15 protein-coding genes are annotated in these 16,313 nt (G+C 54.6%); 9 read left to right on the top strand and 6 right to left on the bottom strand.

Annotated features, from left to right (window positions below; all coding sequences use genetic code 11):
- Positions 1 to 12: 12 nt before the first annotated feature.
- The 6 genes from MIM_RS23290 (at position 13) to MIM_RS21745 (ending at position 4,458) form a co-directional block, all read left to right on the top strand.
- Positions 13 to 183: a hypothetical protein gene (locus MIM_RS23290; RefSeq protein ID WP_158318765.1), complete on the top strand. Its 171-nt coding sequence runs from the start codon at positions 13 to 15 to the stop codon at positions 181 to 183.
- Between the two features lie 604 nt (positions 184 to 787).
- Entirely contained in the window at positions 788 to 922 is a 135-nt protein-coding gene (gene rpmH / locus MIM_RS21765; RefSeq protein WP_006578231.1) for a 50S ribosomal protein L34, read from the top strand.
- Between the two features lie 62 nt (positions 923 to 984).
- Positions 985 to 1,380: a ribonuclease P protein component gene (gene rnpA, locus MIM_RS21760; RefSeq protein WP_025374852.1), complete on the top strand. Its 396-nt coding sequence runs from the start codon at positions 985 to 987 to the stop codon at positions 1,378 to 1,380.
- Positions 1,377 to 1,634: a membrane protein insertion efficiency factor YidD gene (gene yidD, locus MIM_RS21755; RefSeq protein WP_025374851.1), complete on the top strand. Its 258-nt coding sequence runs from the start codon at positions 1,377 to 1,379 to the stop codon at positions 1,632 to 1,634. Before rnpA ends, yidD begins: the two co-directional genes overlap by 4 nt.
- Positions 1,635 to 1,727: 93 nt before the next feature.
- A complete protein-coding gene (gene yidC, locus MIM_RS21750) occupies positions 1,728 to 3,407 on the top strand; it encodes a membrane protein insertase YidC (RefSeq protein ID WP_025374850.1) in 1,680 nt (559 codons plus the stop codon).
- 166 nt (positions 3,408 to 3,573) lie between these two features.
- On the top strand, positions 3,574 to 4,458 hold the full coding sequence (locus MIM_RS21745; RefSeq protein WP_042070698.1) for a LysR family transcriptional regulator: 885 nt from the start codon (positions 3,574 to 3,576) through the stop codon (positions 4,456 to 4,458).
- A gap of 146 nt (positions 4,459 to 4,604) precedes the next feature.
- On the opposite strand, the gene MIM_RS21740 is transcribed toward MIM_RS21745, so the two are convergent.
- The 6 genes from MIM_RS21740 to MIM_RS21715 form a co-directional block, all read right to left on the bottom strand.
- A complete protein-coding gene (locus MIM_RS21740) occupies positions 4,605 to 5,681 on the bottom strand; it encodes a D-2-hydroxyacid dehydrogenase (RefSeq protein ID WP_025374848.1) in 1,077 nt (358 codons plus the stop codon).
- Between the two features lie 106 nt (positions 5,682 to 5,787).
- The gene (locus MIM_RS21735; protein WP_052342364.1) at positions 5,788 to 6,774 is read right to left on the bottom strand and encodes a Bug family tripartite tricarboxylate transporter substrate binding protein; all 987 of its coding nucleotides are present in this window, start codon (positions 6,772 to 6,774) and stop codon (positions 5,788 to 5,790) included.
- Between the two features lie 235 nt (positions 6,775 to 7,009).
- Positions 7,010 to 7,789 carry a class II aldolase/adducin family protein gene (locus MIM_RS21730; protein WP_025374846.1) on the bottom strand — a complete coding sequence of 260 codons (780 nt, stop codon included), beginning with the start codon at positions 7,787 to 7,789 and terminating at the stop codon, positions 7,010 to 7,012.
- Positions 7,790 to 7,929: 140 nt separating this feature from the next.
- Complete coding sequence (locus tag MIM_RS21725) at positions 7,930 to 9,078, bottom strand: acyl-CoA dehydrogenase family protein (protein WP_025374845.1); 1,149 nt, start codon at positions 9,076 to 9,078, stop codon at positions 7,930 to 7,932.
- Positions 9,079 to 9,117: 39 nt separating this feature from the next.
- Entirely contained in the window at positions 9,118 to 11,262 is a 2,145-nt protein-coding gene (locus MIM_RS21720; RefSeq protein WP_025374844.1) for an acetate--CoA ligase family protein, read from the bottom strand.
- A gap of 44 nt (positions 11,263 to 11,306) precedes the next feature.
- Positions 11,307 to 12,650, bottom strand: a complete 1,344-nt coding sequence (locus MIM_RS21715; RefSeq protein WP_042070696.1) for an MmgE/PrpD family protein — start codon at positions 12,648 to 12,650, stop codon at positions 11,307 to 11,309.
- 395 nt (positions 12,651 to 13,045) lie between these two features.
- Between MIM_RS21715 and MIM_RS21710 the strand changes: the two genes are divergently transcribed.
- The 3 genes from MIM_RS21710 (at position 13,046) to MIM_RS21700 (ending at position 16,304) form a co-directional block, all read left to right on the top strand.
- Positions 13,046 to 13,999, top strand: a complete 954-nt coding sequence (locus MIM_RS21710) for a Bug family tripartite tricarboxylate transporter substrate binding protein (RefSeq protein WP_025374843.1) — start codon at positions 13,046 to 13,048, stop codon at positions 13,997 to 13,999.
- A 184-nt stretch (positions 14,000 to 14,183) separates the two neighbouring features.
- A complete protein-coding gene (locus tag MIM_RS21705) occupies positions 14,184 to 15,152 on the top strand; it encodes an intradiol ring-cleavage dioxygenase (RefSeq protein ID WP_025374842.1) in 969 nt (322 codons plus the stop codon).
- A gap of 150 nt (positions 15,153 to 15,302) precedes the next feature.
- On the top strand, positions 15,303 to 16,304 hold the full coding sequence (locus tag MIM_RS21700; RefSeq protein WP_245592792.1) for a LysR substrate-binding domain-containing protein: 1,002 nt from the start codon (positions 15,303 to 15,305) through the stop codon (positions 16,302 to 16,304).
- Positions 16,305 to 16,313: the final 9 nt, after the last annotated feature.

Genomic DNA, 16,313 nt, shown 5'->3' with positions numbered 1-16,313 from the left:
CCTGTAGAAAACATGAAAATTTCGGCCAACCAGGCACTATCTTGCGCAAATTTCAGTCATTTTGCCGCCATTCATCACCAACCCGGCGCGCCAGGCAGCAGCCAACTCACAACAGATCGGCAAATTTTATTGAAAAAGCCACCTAAACCATTGACTATTCACAAAAATTTTGATGAAATATAGGGCTTTACAAAAGTGACGCAGGTAAGCACTTACTTACGCGTTGCTTGGTGGTCGCGTGACTACTGCCTCAAGTGTAATGTTGAGCGAGGTAGTGTTAAGAGGTAATGTTGAGGGTAGACACACGCCCTTTTATTATTTCAGGCACACGGCGAAACGTAAAAAGTAAAAAAACGCTGGAAAAGACTCTGAGCCGGTTTCAGACGGGTTCCGCACTTCCCTTGTCATTCATTGGATTGCGAACCTGGGTTGCACTGTTGTTACCGTATACACGAAAAACAGGTCGGCTATCCAATGGGCGGCCAGGGTCAGGCAGCAAACCAGCACGCTCTGATGGATTACAGGTGGCAACACCGGGACCCGGAGCAGCGCAGAACAATGTGATGGGTCGCCAGTGAACAGCCAGGCTGGCATTGCGACACAACACGAAAGACAGCCTGTAGTCAGCCCTTGCTGTCATCCGCTATCGGTCGCGAGATCACTTATGTGATCGTTGGCTGCAGGCAGAGTCACCGTATCAATGCTTTTGTCTTGACTAGCGGCGGCGAACAAACCGTCCGGCAGTAGCCGTATTTAACTTTAGCTCTTTATTTTTGGTGGAATTTCCATGAAACGTACTTACCAACCTTCCGTAACTCGTCGCAAACGCACTCACGGCTTTCGTGTTCGCATGAAAACCCGTGGTGGTCGCGCCGTGATCAACGCTCGCCGCGCCAAAGGCCGTAAACGTCTGGCCGTCTGAGTGCGATCCGGACCCCGATCCGATCGCGCCTGACCAGGCAGAACACGGTTCCTGTCCGTTTCATGCAAAGCGCCACCTATCCTAAAGCGGCGCGACTGCACCGCCCCTCTGAATTCACGAATCTCCTGAAAGGAAGACGTGTTGCCCGGGGGGCTTTGTTCACTCTGAACCACGCGCAGCCCTCGCCCCCGTTGACCGAACCCACCGCAAGACTCGGCATGATTATCGCCAAGCGCTTTGCCGTGCGGGCGACAACTCGCAACACCATCAAGCGGGTCATTCGCGAGTCTTTTCGTCATCATCGTCTGAACCTGCCGGCCGCAGACTATCTGGTACGCCTGCACGGCAAGATCGAACCCTGTTCACTTACCGTATTGCGCCGGCTGGTGCGTCAGGAAGTAGACAGTCATTTCGCACGGGCACTCGCACCGCGTTCTGACACCAGGGGACGGTCATGATTCGCAAGATTCTGATTGCGCCTATCCGTTTTTACCGGTACTTTATCAGTCCCTGGGTAGGCCAGTCCTGCCGGTTCACGCCCACCTGCTCGGCATATATGGAGCAGGCGATCAATACACACGGCGCCGGTAAGGGCCTGTGGCTGGGAACCAAACGACTTTGTCGCTGTCATCCCTTTAGTCAGGGTGGTCATGATCCGGTGCCGCCGGCGAAAGCGCCCGAAGGCACCAGGGCCGCGCCAAATCATGAATAATTTCAGTACTCTGCCCACAAAACCGCATTCCCGCAATATGCACTGGGTTACACTAGTGCGTTTTTCCAACCGCTCTTACTGTAATCAGGTTACATGGATATCCGACGCACCATACTCTGGATGATATTTGTTTTCTCGGCATTTATGCTGTGGAACAACTGGCAAACCTACAACGGTCATCCCTCTCTTCTTGGCGAACAGCCCACGGTCGCGCAGCAGGATAGCACTGCACCGGCTTCGGCAACACCGCAAGCCGATACACCGTCTGCACCTTCAGTTCCAGGAGCGGCGACAACGCCAGCCCAGGCACAGGCCGCGACCAGCGCTCCCTCCGAGATTATTGACGTCGAAACAGACGAGTTCCGTCTTCAGTTCGATACGATGGGTGCGCAACTGGTTCACGCCGAATTGCGCAAGCACAGGGATACGGCCGATGACACCAAGGCTGCCGTTCTGCTGGAAAACAACAACACCTCGCGCTACACCGTACAAAGCGGTATTGTCGCCCCCGCCGGCCAGAAGAAAAGCTATCCGGATCAGTACAAGCCCTTCAAGCTCGTATCTACCGAAAAAACCATGACGGGCGATACGCTGCCGGTGGTGTTTGAATCCGAATCCGGTGGCCTGAAAGTCACGCGTACGTACACCTTCAATAAAGGTACGTACCGGGTCGATGTGCAGGACGTGATTACCAATACCAGTGAAGAGCCTCAACAACCATCACAGTATTTGCAAATCACCCGTGACAGCAAAGATCCTCCGGGCGCCTCCAGCTTTTACCATACCTTTACCGGTCCGGCGATCTACACTGAACAGGGGCGTTTCCAGAAATTCTCTTTCTCAGACATAGATAAAAACAGCGCCGAGTACGTCAAGCAGTCCAAAGACGGCTGGATCGCCATGATCGAACATTATTTCGTCACGGCATGGGTTCCGCCTGAAGGCAAAGACCGCCTGTATAACCTGCGCAAGACGCCGGAAGGCCTGTATGCGGTCAGCACGGTTGAGCCGCTGGGTACGCTTGAACCGGGTGCCAGCATCACCACCAAATCTGAACTGTGGGTCGGACCACAGGACCAGGATGCACTGGCAGCCGTGGCACCCGGCCTTGATGTTGTCGTCGACTACGGCTGGCTGACGATCATTGCCAAGCCCATGTTTGCCGTTATGCAGTGGATCCATTCTATTGTAGGCAACTGGGGCTGGACGATTGTGCTGCTGACCGTCCTGATCAAGCTGATTTTCTTCCCGCTGTCTGCGGCCAGCTACAAATCCATGGCGAAGATGAAAAACGTCGCGCCACGCATGCAGGCCATGAAAGAGAAATTCGGGGATGACCGTCAGGCGCTTAATGCCGCCATGATGGAAATGTACCGTAAGGAAAAAATCAATCCGCTGGGTGGCTGTCTGCCTATCCTGGTGCAGATTCCGGTATTCCTGACCCTGTATCGCGTTCTGCTGGCCAGCGTTGAAATGCGCGGTGCGCCATGGATCGGCTGGATTCACGATCTGTCAGTACACGATCCCTACTTTATTCTGCCGATCTTCATGATGGGTAGCATGTTCCTGCAGATGCGCCTGAATCCGAAACCACCGGATCCGATGCAGGCCAAGATCATGATGTTCATGCCGCTGGTATTCGGTGCCATGATGTTTATGTTCCCTGCCGGTCTGGTGCTGTACTGGTGCGTCAATAACGTGCTGTCTATTGGCCAGCAATGGTTCATCACGCGCAACCTGAACAAGGCTGCCAACGACGCCAAAATAGGCTGAGCCGGCGACAGGCCCTGACGGGGTCTGTCGGCAGGCTGCAGGTATACGCTGCGAACCGCTATTGCAAATGCAATGGCGGTTTTTTTATGCGCCCCTGTTCATGGTATGATTTTGCAGCAAATCATGGGTCGGCTAGCGACCACCAGAACACACATAAGAGAGACGCATGAAAAAGCTGGACATTCCATCGCTGGAAGCCTTTGTTGCTGCCGTAGAAGAAAAAAGCCTGTCACGGGCGGCACAACGCGAGAATCTGGTTACCTCCGCAGTAAGCAAACGTATTACCGATCTGGAATTGCGCCTGGATAAAACCCTGCTGTTACGGCACGGTCGCGGCGTTGAACCTACGCCGGCCGGCATGTTGCTATACCAGCACGCCAAATCCATTCTGCGCAACCTGCGTCTTACAGAGAATCTGATTCATGAATTTGCCAATGACGGCAAGGCCCAGATCAGGCTGCTGGCCAATCCATCTGCAATATGGCAATTTTTGCCCCAGCAGATGGCGGCCTACTTTAAAACCCATCGAAGCCTGCGGGTTGATCTGGTTGAATGCCACAGCTATGACGTGCCACGAATGATCGCTGAAGATTCCGGCGACATCGGGATTTATCATGCGGACATGCCTGGTACCGGCGTGATTTCCTATCCTTATAAACAGGATCGCGTGGGCCTGGTGGTGCCTAACGGCCATCCGCTGGCCCAACGACAGTCGTTGTTTCTTGAAGAAGCGCTGGCCTACGATTTACTTGGTTACTTCCCGCGCCATTCGCTGGAATCCTTTCTTGCCTATGTAGAACCGTCGCTCTCGCGTCCGCCCAATGTGAATCTGCAGGTCTCGAACTTCGAAACACGCTGCCGCATGATCAAGGAAGGTCTGGGCATTGGCGTTGTGCCGGAACAAATCGCGGCCAACTATCTGCAGCCCATGGGACTGCAGCTACTGCATCTGGAAGACAGCTGGGCACAGCGGCAGTTTTATCTGTGTGTTAAAGCCGTGGATGCGCAACAACCGGTGATTCGCGAATTGGTGGATGCCTTGCTGCAGTGATTCGGGCCAACGAGTGAAGGCTTGTGAAGGCTTGTGAAGGCTTGTGAAGGCTTGTGAAGGCTCGTGAAAGCTTGTGAAGGGGTGTCAAGGGCGTGAAGGCTCGTTAATATCGGTGTGCCATCGCTTGGCTGTCGCCTCACTGTGGATTACCGAGACAGATTCCGCAAGGGCAACCCGTGCACCCAGTTGTTCAGATTCTCCAGAAAAATATCAGCAACCCGCGCTTCGTTACCGCTGGAATGGCCCGCTGTATGCGGCGATACCATGACATTTGGCATATCCCACAAGGGTGAATCCACCACTAACGGCTCTTTTTCCACCACATCCAGATACGCGCCAGCAATATGGCCAGTGCTTAATGCATCGATCAGCGCTGCTTCTTCGATCACTTCGCCGCGCGATACGTTAACAATACAGGCACCGGGCTTGATCGCAGCCAGCGCCTGACGATCTACCAACTGGCGCGTGGTCTCTGTGAGCGGGCAGGCCAGGATCAGCCACTCTGTTTGCGGCAGCAGTTGGTGCATGGCACTGTATGGAATCATGGGGACATTTGTCGGGCTGTTGCCGGCGCCATTAGGTGTGCTATTAGTTGCGCTATCAGTGGCACCATTAGTCGCACCAATAGCCGCGCGGTCAATGGCACTATTGCGCAGTACCGTCACCTGCATGCCCAGCATGTCCAGATAACGCTGTATGGTTTGCGCAATCGGCCCCCAGCCGGCCAGCATGACGTGCTGCCCGTGCAGGTCTGCCGGCATCAATTCGTCCAGCAGCGGCGCCCACTTATGTTCGCGCTGCGCCTGTTCAAGAAAACGAAAGCGCCGGTTCAGTGCCAGCACCGCAGCCAGTGCGCTTTGCGCGACAATCGCCGACAGTGCGCCGGTGGAACTGGTGACGCTGAGTCCCTTGTCGCGCAAACTCACATAAACCGGACGATCCACTCCCGCCGAGTGGACATGCACCCACTGCAGCCTGGGCGCCTGCTCCAGCATCTGGTAAAAGATTGCTGTTGCGGGTTCCAACACAAACTTGGTTGAACGCCCCGTAATATCGCGAGACACAAATGCAATATCAAGCTGCGCCAGCGTCTGCTCGTCCAGTGGCTGGCCACTGAAAGGGATGAAGTGAATCTGCTCCAGACCATAGCGTGACGTTGCCGCCTCGCGCACATATGCCAGAACCTTGTCTGATATCAATACGTTCAATGCCTGTGATGCCATGATATTTTCAGCTGCAATAAAGAGGAATGAACTGGGGCAGACAGCGAAACCACCCCTTTATGGAAAGATAATGTACCAACTCTGCGGCCATTGGGGCTGTAATGACCTATTTTGCAGAAATATTCATTTCAGTTGTGAACGCTTTCCACTTCGCATTTTCGGCTTTCACAAACTCAGTAAACGATTCGGCACTGCCACCCACCGGCTCCGCGCCTTCGTTGGACAGCTTGGTTTTAACCGTGGGGTTCTGCAATACCGTGTTGATGTCCTTATTGAGTTTTTGGATAACATTGTCCGGTGTTTTTGCCGGTGCGAAATAGCCGAACCAGGACCCCATGGCAAAGTCCTTATAGCCGGCCTCCTGCATGGTAGGTACGTCTTTCAGTGCAGGAGAGCGCTTTGCAGTAGACACCGCCAGCGGAATCAGCTTGCCGCCCTTGATATTGCCAATGACAGAAGGCAGGGTCGCAAACATGAACTGCACCCGCCCGGATAAGACGTCATTCAGAGCATCGGCGCCTTTATAAGGAATATGCGTCACAGTCAGATTACGGGTTTTCGCCATCATTGCACACGACAGATGCGCGGCCGTACCCACACCGGTAGATGCACAATTGAATGAGCCCGGTTTGGCCTCTATCTGTTTGGTCAGGTCCTGCACGGTTTTTACATTTAGCGACGGTGCCACCACCAGCACGTTTGGTACATCCGCAACCAATGTCACGGCCCGCAAGTCCGTCATGGTGTTAAAGGTACTTTTGGCGTAAATATAGGGGTTGACGGCAATGGGGCCGATTGAGTTCATCAGTATCGTATAGCCATCGGGTTTGGCACTCACCACTGCACCGGTACCAATATTGCCGGCCGCCCCCGGCTTGTTTTCCACCACAACACTCTCGCCCCACATTTTGCTCAGTTCATTGCTTATTTCACGCGCAATAATGTCGGTCGTGCCGCCCGCAGTAAACGCAACCACCGTTTTCACCGGTTTGGTCGGCCATTCCTGCGCCACGGCATTCGATGCGCCCACCTGTATAGCCACCATGGCTGCCAGTACGGCCGCCTGACCAATCTTTGAATGACATTTGTACATATTTCGTCTCCTCGTTCTAATAGAAGTAATTACACTTGTGATTTACTGTTGTTCCGGGACGCGGCCGCAGTGATACGCGCAAGCCCATGGCTCACCAGAATGGTGTCCATGCTGCTTGCGTTGGTAATGCGACAACACAGCTTGTTTACTGCCTGCTACCTGAAATCCAGATTGAGCCTTTGGGGATGCCCGCGAAGACCGCAACTTCCAGACTGCACGCCACAAACGAGTCCGCTCAATCCATAAAGCTGGCGTCCAGTTTTTCCATTTTTCTCAGCAACGCCGGCCACTCCATCAATCCGTAAGGACGACGCGTGCCAGGCTGATAGTTTTTATAGGTTTCTTCCAGCACTGACGCACTCACCTCGTTCAGCGGCGTATTGCAGGACATGGCGGCAATCTGGGCGCGGCAGGCCAGCTCCAGGCGATGCATCCAGTTGAACGCTTCCCCTATCGTATTGCCTGCTGTAAGCAGGCCGTGGTTGCGCAGGATCATGGCTTCAGCGCTCCCCAGATCCCTGACCAGCGATTCCTGCTCGCTCAGGTCCAGCACGACGCCCTGGTAATCGTGATACGCAATGCGCAGAAAGCGCATCGCCGTCTGGTTCAGCGGTAGCAGTCCGCACTTGAGCGAGGAGACCGCCATTCCGGCCCACGTATGCGTGTGTATGACACAGGCCACTTCAGGCCGGGCTTCATGGATCGCACTGTGAATCACAAAGCCCGCCTTGTTCACGCCGTAGTTCAGTGAGCCGAAATCTGGCGAACTCAGAATATTGCCTTTGTGATCAATTTTGAGCAGGCTTGACGCCGTGATCTCTTCGTACAGCATGCCATAGGCATTGATCAGGAACGCATCTTCCTCGCCCGGTACACGCAGCGAGATGTGATTGGCGATCATGTCCGACATGCCGTAGTGCGCCATCAGACGATAGCAGGCCGCCAGGTCAACCCGCGCCTGCCACTCTGCTTCGCTGCATGTCTGCTTTGCACTTGCTATGTGAATCTGGCTCATTTTCCGGTCCTTTTTAAATTTGTATTCTTCTGCATTCAATAGTATTCATATTAAAACACTGATGCCCAAATCGCTCATTGGAGTTAACCCTAAATGACGATTGAAATATACGGCTTTGAGTGCAATGGCCTGCTTATGCGTTATGCAGCCCGCTGCGAGAATGTGCGTTCAAACACACCCTCGGCAATACGGTTTTTAAGAATTTCAATGGAGCCGCCTGCGATCATCCAGCCACGACAGCGCCGCACACAGTATTCCACCAGCGATTCGCGGCTATAGCCCATGCCACCCATTACCTGCAGTGCTTCATTGGCCACATCAAAGCCAATCTGGTTGCAATACGCCTTGGCGATGGCCGTTTCTGTCGGTGAAGGAAAGCCGCTGTCTGCACCCGCGGCGGCCTTGTATAACAACAGTTGCGCTGCATCAAGCTTGATGCGCATATCCGCAAATTTCCACTGTATGCCCTGGAACTCGCACAGCAGTTTGCCGAACTGTCGTCGTTGCAGCGCCCATTGCCGTGCCTCTTCATAAGCGTATCGACCCAGCGCCAGGGATCGCGAAGTATTACCCAGTCGCTCTACATTGAAACCGGCAATCTGCTTTTTGAATCCGCCCTCACCCAATACCACCTGCTCATCAGGTACATAGACGTTATCCATAAAGATCTCCACCCACTCCTCGTCGGACATAAAGGCGGAACGTTTTCCCAGTCGCATACCTTCGGCGCGGGTCTCTATCATGACGGAACCAATACCCTTGGTACCCGGTCCGAAACGCACATACGCGAGAATAAAATCGGCGTGCGGTCCATGTGTCGTAAAAATTTTTGTGCCATTGATGCGCCAGCCCTTGCCGTCGCGCGTTGCCGTGGTTTTAAGTTCCGTCACTGCCGAGCCGGCATCCGGTTCAGTCATGCCCACCGCAATCAGCGCCTTGCCTGCCAGCAACGGCTTCAGGTATTTCTCTTTCTGGAAATCTGAACCGTACTCGGCCAGCACCCGAATTGCACCAAAATTCCCAGCCTGTACCACATCGGCACTGCGCGGACAAACAGATGCAATTGTCTGTATGGCTATCACAGCATCCATCAACGTGCCACCAAGACCGCCATCGGCTTCCGCAATGGTGATGCCAAGCAATCCCTGCTCGGCCATGCGGCCGGAAATATCCCAGGGATAGTCCTGACTATGTGCGCGTGCAACTGCGCCGTCTCGCAATTCATTTTCCGCAAAGCGACGCACCGCCGACTCAAAGCCTTTTTGTTCTGTGTTCAGTTCAAAATCCATATTCTTTTACACTCCTGCCTTAAACTTATTTGATATTTATTACATTTGTGATTGATCGCGCATACGTACCACCGCATCAACGGCAACCACACCATCCTGCCTTACAAACAGCGGATTGATCTCTGCTTCAGTCACAGGCTGTGCATCAATCAGCGCCAGTCTGGACATCGCAACGATGGCGTTAGCAAGTGCCTTGCAATCGCCTTCGGGCAACTGCCGGTAGCCACGAATCAATTGCGTGTGTTTCACTTCATGAATCATCTGCCAGGCCACCTCCTCGGACACCGGTGCCAGGCGAAGCGAAAAATCCGGCTTCAGTTCTGCGGTGATCCCGCCGGCGCCGAGCATCACGGTCGGGCCAACCAGCGGATCATGTCGATATCCAAGCATCAGTTCAACCAGGCGCCCTTCCATTTTCTGCACCATATAGCCGTCAATCTTCGCTTGCGGAGAATGCGCCGTTACTTGCTCAGCCATGGTGTTCAGCGCGGCAGCCAGGAACTCGTCGGAGTCAATGCCCACACGCACGCCACCGGCTTCTGTTTTATGCAGGATGTCCCGTGACACCACCTTCAGAACGACCGGATAGTCGATTGAATGGTCTGGCGCATGTGGCTGCACCATGGCAGACGGAACAACATTGATACCCAGTGCACTAAATACCGCCATGGCTTCTGGTTCAGTCAGGTTGCCACGGGTTGGATAGCCAACGGGCAGCGTCACAGGGCGGCGTGTCTCTTGCTGGTGCTGTCCCAGTGGAACAAAAAAGGCGGCTAAGGCATCGGCGCATGATTCAGGGGTTCGGAAGGCTGCAATGCGGTTCTTTTGCAGCAACTGCAGGGATGCCTCTGCTTCGGGCGACAGAAACGCCACTAGCGGCTTCCTGTTGCCGTGCGTTGTCTCTACCGCATTCAGTATGGGCTGTACCACATATTGCGGATAAAATTGCGCAGACGAGCCAGCGATGCACAGCACAGCGTCACACCAGTCTGTCTGCATGATTTCGGTCAGCAGATCCTGGTACTGTTCGCTGCTTGCTGCCAGAGTCAGATCGATGACCGGCGTCTGGCGTATGTTCAGTCCGCGCCCGGCCATATGTGAAATGAAAGCGGTGGGCGGTGCAACCGCGACGAAGCCGTGCAGACCCAGATTGTCGACAACCGTTGCTGCGCCCCCACCTGTCGTGGTTACGACAGCAACGCGCACCGGTGTATCCCGCCAGGTGTCTGGTCGCAAGTGCGCATAGCGCGCAGCCAGAGGGGCAATTTCAAAAAGGGTTTCCAGCATGTTCACGCGTATAACGCTATGGGCCCGGAAATAGGCATCCACAGCAGCGTCATTCCCGGCAATGGCACCGGTATGCGATTGCGACAGCGCATCTCCCTGCTCCGAGCGTCCCAGCTTGTAGGCAATGACCGGCTTACCTGCGTTATGTGCCCGTTCCAGCGCGCCGCTTAAGGTTTGCACGTCCCTCAGCGTTTCCAGGAACAGCAGTATCACGCGGGTTGCATCATCGTCCACCATGGCATCCAGTATCTCACCAACTGAAATATCGCTTTCGTTGCCTACAGAGACCAGATGAGAGAAACCAAAACCACGTGCCGCAGCACGGGACATGAGTGAACCCATCATCGAGCCGCTTTGTGAAATAATGCCGATATCGCCCGCAGTCAGATTGTCCATTTCAAACGCGGCATTAACGGAAATAACGGCGCCGCTGTGCACGTTGGCCAATCCAATACTATTGGGGCCCAGTACGCGCACACCCAGGCGTTTCGCCGTTGCATACAGTTCCCGCTGTTTTTGAATGCCCTCTTCTCCCGCCTCTGCAAAGCCGTCGGAGTAGATGGTCACCACGCTAATGCCCTTACGCGCGCATTGCTCTATCACGTTGGTGACACCCGCGCTATCGATCATCACAAAAGCATGATCAACATTATCCGGCAATTGATCAATACTGCCCCAGGCCTTTACATTATTGATCACTGTGGCCGACGGATTAACCGGATATATAGCACCGGCATAGCCATGTTTCTGCATAAATCGCAGGGGCCGGGCAGTATTCTTTTTCTGATTGCTCGAAGCGCCAATCAATGCAACTGAAGCCGGGTTAAGCAATGCCCTGTTAAAGGCTTGGCGTGCAGCAGTGCCATTGCCGCGCAGGTTTAAATCGTCAGGTTTCATCGTTTTACCAATATTTCAAATGCCATTTTTATTCTGTAGCAGCGTCAATTCAATGACAGCTGTCGTACTCTTAGGGTGTCCAGTGCCCAAACCTGAGCCTTAAGTGCCGCAGCCCGCTTTGCTCCCAGCACAGGCGTGACCAGCTCATCATATTTGCCATTGAGCTCATCATCATCCAGCGGTGATTCCGGGTCACCCTTGCGATCCTGTGCGTAGTATTCATAGGTCTCGCCGCTGTTCATGACAATCTTCACGCGTGAAGAGCGATGACGCGGGAAAGCAGCGGTCAGCGCTTCATCCGCAACCAGTGTGATTTTTTTCATCAGAGCGCGGGTGGCATCATCCGAAAGCCGTTCTGTATCGAAGGCATTCAGCCTGACCGAACCATGGCGTAGCGCATGGGCAACCACATAGCGCAAGCTGAATTTGCCTTCGAATGCCGTCTGCGGATTCGCATTGCCGGTAACATTGATCGCGGTTTGATAGGTGGCAACGTGGATCGCGGCGATGTCATCAGGCCTGATCCCATGTTCCTGCTGCAGCGCGAGTGCAGCGTCGATCGATGCAAACGTATGCCCGCAGCAACCATGATTTTTCTGAGTGATGCGGGTGATGTTGTAGTCTTTGCCAAGGCCGGCGGTCAACAAGGGAAGATTCAATGACCCACCCAATGCGGCGGCAAATCCTGCCTCGCCTTCCAGGATGTCAGCCACGCCGGTTACGCCGGCCGCGGCCGCTGTGCCGGCGCGGATACCGACCGCAGCAGCATGCCCCGCATGCAGCGCCTTGGTCATGGCATCGGAGCGGAATGCCTGCTGTAGGCCCGCAGCAAAAGTCGCCGCTGTGGCAATGGCGTGCTGCATCACCGTCGGATTGCCGGGCGCATACAGAGCGGCGACAGCTGCGGCAGCACCAATACTGCCAACCGTTCCCGTGGTATGAAAGTAACGATAGTGAGCGGGCTGAATCGCAGCAGCCAGCCGCGTGGATATTTCATATCCCACCACAATGGCCGTCAGGAATGCCAGACCATCCGCATCGCGCGTGTCTGCCGCTGCCAATGCTGCGGCGATGACAGGACAACCGGGGTGATAAACACCGTCACGGAAAATATCATCGAACTCTACCGTATGCGACACACTGCCGTTGATCCAGGCCGCCGTGGCCGGGAAGGTGGTGGTGGCAAATCCAGGCAGGCGGGCCAGACCCACACCGGTTTCATCCGCATGTGCCTGAACCAGTTCTAACCCGGGAGACACGCGTGTGCCGGGATACAGCGCGGCCAGCCAATCAAGCACGGCGCGTTTGGTATGATGAAGTACCGGTTCAGTCAGAGTGCGTTCACCACTTTCCCGGGCACCGTATTGAGCAAGTTCGTGTATCAGCATTGTTCGCTTTAAACGTGAATATATTTGAAGGCCGCTACTGGACGGCTAGTAATGAGGTAAGCCTTCATTCTAGAGAGGCGCCATCGGCGGGCTTTGAAATTTGGTGAACGCTGCTATCTCGTCCCGTGCAAGCACCTGCCCGGGTTTCATTCTTCTATGGCATTTGTTAACAACGCTTGGTCAGCCATCACCAAAGGTGATGGTGTCCATGACCTTTGGTAGCTTACACCGACAGGCAATCCGGCTTAGACTCTGATCGAAGCCGTTGCTGGTGTGGCGATGCCTTACTATGCCGTTACAATCGGCGCTATTGCAGTAGTGGCAACAATACTTATTATTTTGAAAATAAACACAATGGTGATTGCACTGCAGTCACTCATCCGGAGACAATCGTTATGCGCCTGAGCCCCTCTTTTTTTCTGCTGTCCTGTGCGGTCGCGTTCGGACTGGCGACGGCAGCCCATGCCGACGTCAGCTTTTCGGAACGCCCCATTCGACTGATTGTGCCCAGCTCACCCGGCTCGGGCCTGGATAATCTGGCCCGTACCTTCGCCCCCTTTATGGGGCAGGCGCTGAAACAATCTATTGTGGTGGAGAACCTGGCAGGGGCATCCAATATTTCCGGTACCCGCGAGCTGGTTCGCGCCAAACCCGATGGTTACACCCTGGAGTTGATCTCCTCGAACCATGCCGTAAACCCAAGCCTGCACAAAAACCTGCCCTATGATTCAGTGAAGGATCTGACACCGGTATCCAATCTGGTTACCTCGCCGCTGGTGGTTGCTGTTCCCGTGACGTCACCCTACAAAACCCTGGGCGAGCTGATTGCTGCGGCAAAAAAAGAGCCCAAACGGCTCAATTACGGGTCCGCCGGTGTGGGTACCGCCCTGCATCTGGCGGGTGTCCTGTTTGAGAAGCGTGCCGGTGTGGAAATGACGCATGTTCCCTATAAAGGGGGTAACACAATTGTGAATGATCTGGTCTCCAACCAGATTCAGGTTGCCTTTCTTGCCGTCGCCAGCGTTGCGGAACAGATCAAGGGCGGGATGTTGCGCGGACTGGCGGTAACATCATCCAAACGCAGTCAGATCCTGCCTGAGCTGCCAACTTTATCTGAAGCGGGAGTTGCAGGCTATGTTTACGAACCCTGGCTCGGCATGATCGCACCGGCCAATCTGCCTGATGACAAACGCGATAAACTGCAGGCGACAGTCAAAGAGGTGTTTGCCACTTCAGAAGTAAAAGACAAACTGGAGCGGCTTGGCTTCAATATTGTCGTATCTGATCCCCAGACATTCGGCAAAACGATTCAGAAAGATATTGACGAGAGTGCAGAGCTGCTCAAATAGTCCGATGGATATCCAGATTACGTGGAGTCGGTACCCGTGCTCCGCGGCGCCCTGTTGACCCAGGCCCGTTCCATTTTTTGCTTACATCCTATCCCCGGATTTCAATCGATTGCCAAGTTAAAAGAGCGACAACATCCAGACGCTATACTTGTCGCATCTCCCATTTCATATGCAATTGAGAAAAATGAACAAAACAACATTGCCAAAAACCCCGTCCACTCGTCGCGACGTATTGCGAACGTTCATTGCCGTCCCCGCGCTCCTGCCCGCGATTGCCGCCGGCAGTTCGGTCGCCCGGGCCAGCACCGGCCCTGATCTGACGCTGGCCGCAGCAACCATGGGTCTGATTTCGGCCAATGTCTGTGCACTCATGCCTGAGACAACCGAAGGCCCCTACTACATTGATCCCAGGCTGGTCCGTCAGGACATCACAGAGGGCAGGAAAGGCATTCCCCTGCGCATGCAGATTCAGGTGGTCTCGGCAGACTGCCGGCCCTTGAAAGACGCGCGTGTCGATATCTGGCAGTGCGATGCAGAAGGCAACTATTCAGGTTATGCCAATATGGGTTCGAAGCGCGACAATGACACGACGGGTCAGACTTTTCTGCGTGGTACGCAAATGACCGATGCGAATGGCATTGCGACCTTCGACACCATTTACCCAGGGTGGTATAGGGGCCGTACGGCGCATGTTCACTACAAAGTATTCCTGAATGAAAAAACGGTGCTTACCAGCCAGATCTTTTTCCCCGACGCGCTGAGCGAGTATATTTATTTACAGTCGCCGGAATATAAGCGCGAGGGAGAACGCGATACGGTCAATAGTATCGACGGTATTGCAGCTCAGGCCGGGGAAGGCTCCTATTGTGCAATTCGCGAGCAGAAAGATCGCTATAGCGCAGCATTAGTGGTGGGTATTGATCCTGCTGCAGAGTGGAAAGAACAGAACCAGGGCATGAACGGGACGCCTTCAGGTGCGCCAGGCGGCAAATCTGACGAGGGACGCCCGGGTGCCGGTCAGATGGCTGCCGGTGCCAACGGTAAGCCGCCATCAGATACGCCGCCAGCAGGCCCACCACCCCAAGGATTAAGCGGACGGGGCGGCCCGCCAAGTCGGCGCGATGACAACACCCGGATGTTCCCGGGTGCCTGACCGCCAGGCATTAGCACGGTAACGAGCGGAATACAGGCAGATCCAGCAACAGCGAGCTGAATTCAGGCAGGCGGTGACATAGCCTGCCAAAGGAACCCCCGGTCTGCAACCCGGTCGTTCACTATACATGGTTATTCACTATTTACTTGCGTGACTACCGGTGCTCTAATCCCGATCAAGCCTGATTTTCGCGAGTTTGATTTGTGGTCCATTGATCCTACTTCCCTGTATTTGTTCATTGCCGTGTGTGAAACCGGCAGCATTGCGCGTGCCGGCGAGCGCGAGCTGCTATCGGCTGCGGCCGTGAGCAAACGCATGGTTGAAATAGAGCGGAAAATTGGCGCGCCACTATTGTTGCGCAGCCAGCGTGGCGTGACGCCCACTTCTGCAGGCCAGGTGCTGCTCAGACACGCCCGCAGTATTATGGTGGATTACCGTAAGTTGCAAAGCGAGCTGAGCGAGCATGCCCAGGGCGTTAAAGGCCATGTACGGTTGCTGTCCAATGTTTCGGCCATCATGGAGTTTTTGCCGGCAGACCTCACTTCCTTCCTGGAGTCCCATCCGAATATCCAGGTTGATCTCGAAGAGCATTTCAGTAGTGATATTCCCAGAAAAATCGAAGAGGGCAATGCCGATATTGGCATCTGCCGCGACTTCGTTCCCACCGGCAATACCTGTGTCACCCCCTATCGCTATGACCATTTCGCGATCGTCGTCAACAAAGCCCACCCGCTGGCCGGCAAACAATCGCTGCTGTTCGAGCAGACGCTGGACTATCCGCAAATCGGCTTTTCCATGCAAACGTCCATGAATACGCTGATGTCCCATATCGCCGGCCGTCAGGGCAAAACACTCACGTATCGTACGCATGTCAGCTCATTTGACGCAGCCTATCGGCTGATTGAAGCCAATCTGGGTATCGCAGCGCTTCCGCGCGAAGCCGTTGAGCGCTATGTCCGACTTTACGATCTGGAACTGATACCGCTGGAGGATCCATGGGCGCAGCGCAACTTTGTACTGTGTACCCGTGCGAACGAAGCCCTGTCGGGATCGGCCCAGAAACTGTTCGACCATCTGCAGGCCCAGGCCGCCCGCACCCTGCCTACTTCCGTTGAAACAGGGAAGAAACGCCCCGGCCATAACCAAACCTGATGGTTGCCA

The sequence above is a fragment of the Advenella mimigardefordensis DPN7 genome, assembly GCF_000521505.1.
Lineage (GTDB): Bacteria > Pseudomonadota > Gammaproteobacteria > Burkholderiales > Burkholderiaceae_B > Advenella > Advenella mimigardefordensis.
Note: the sequence above shows the minus strand (reverse complement) of the source record. Positions and strands in the feature narration are given on the sequence as shown.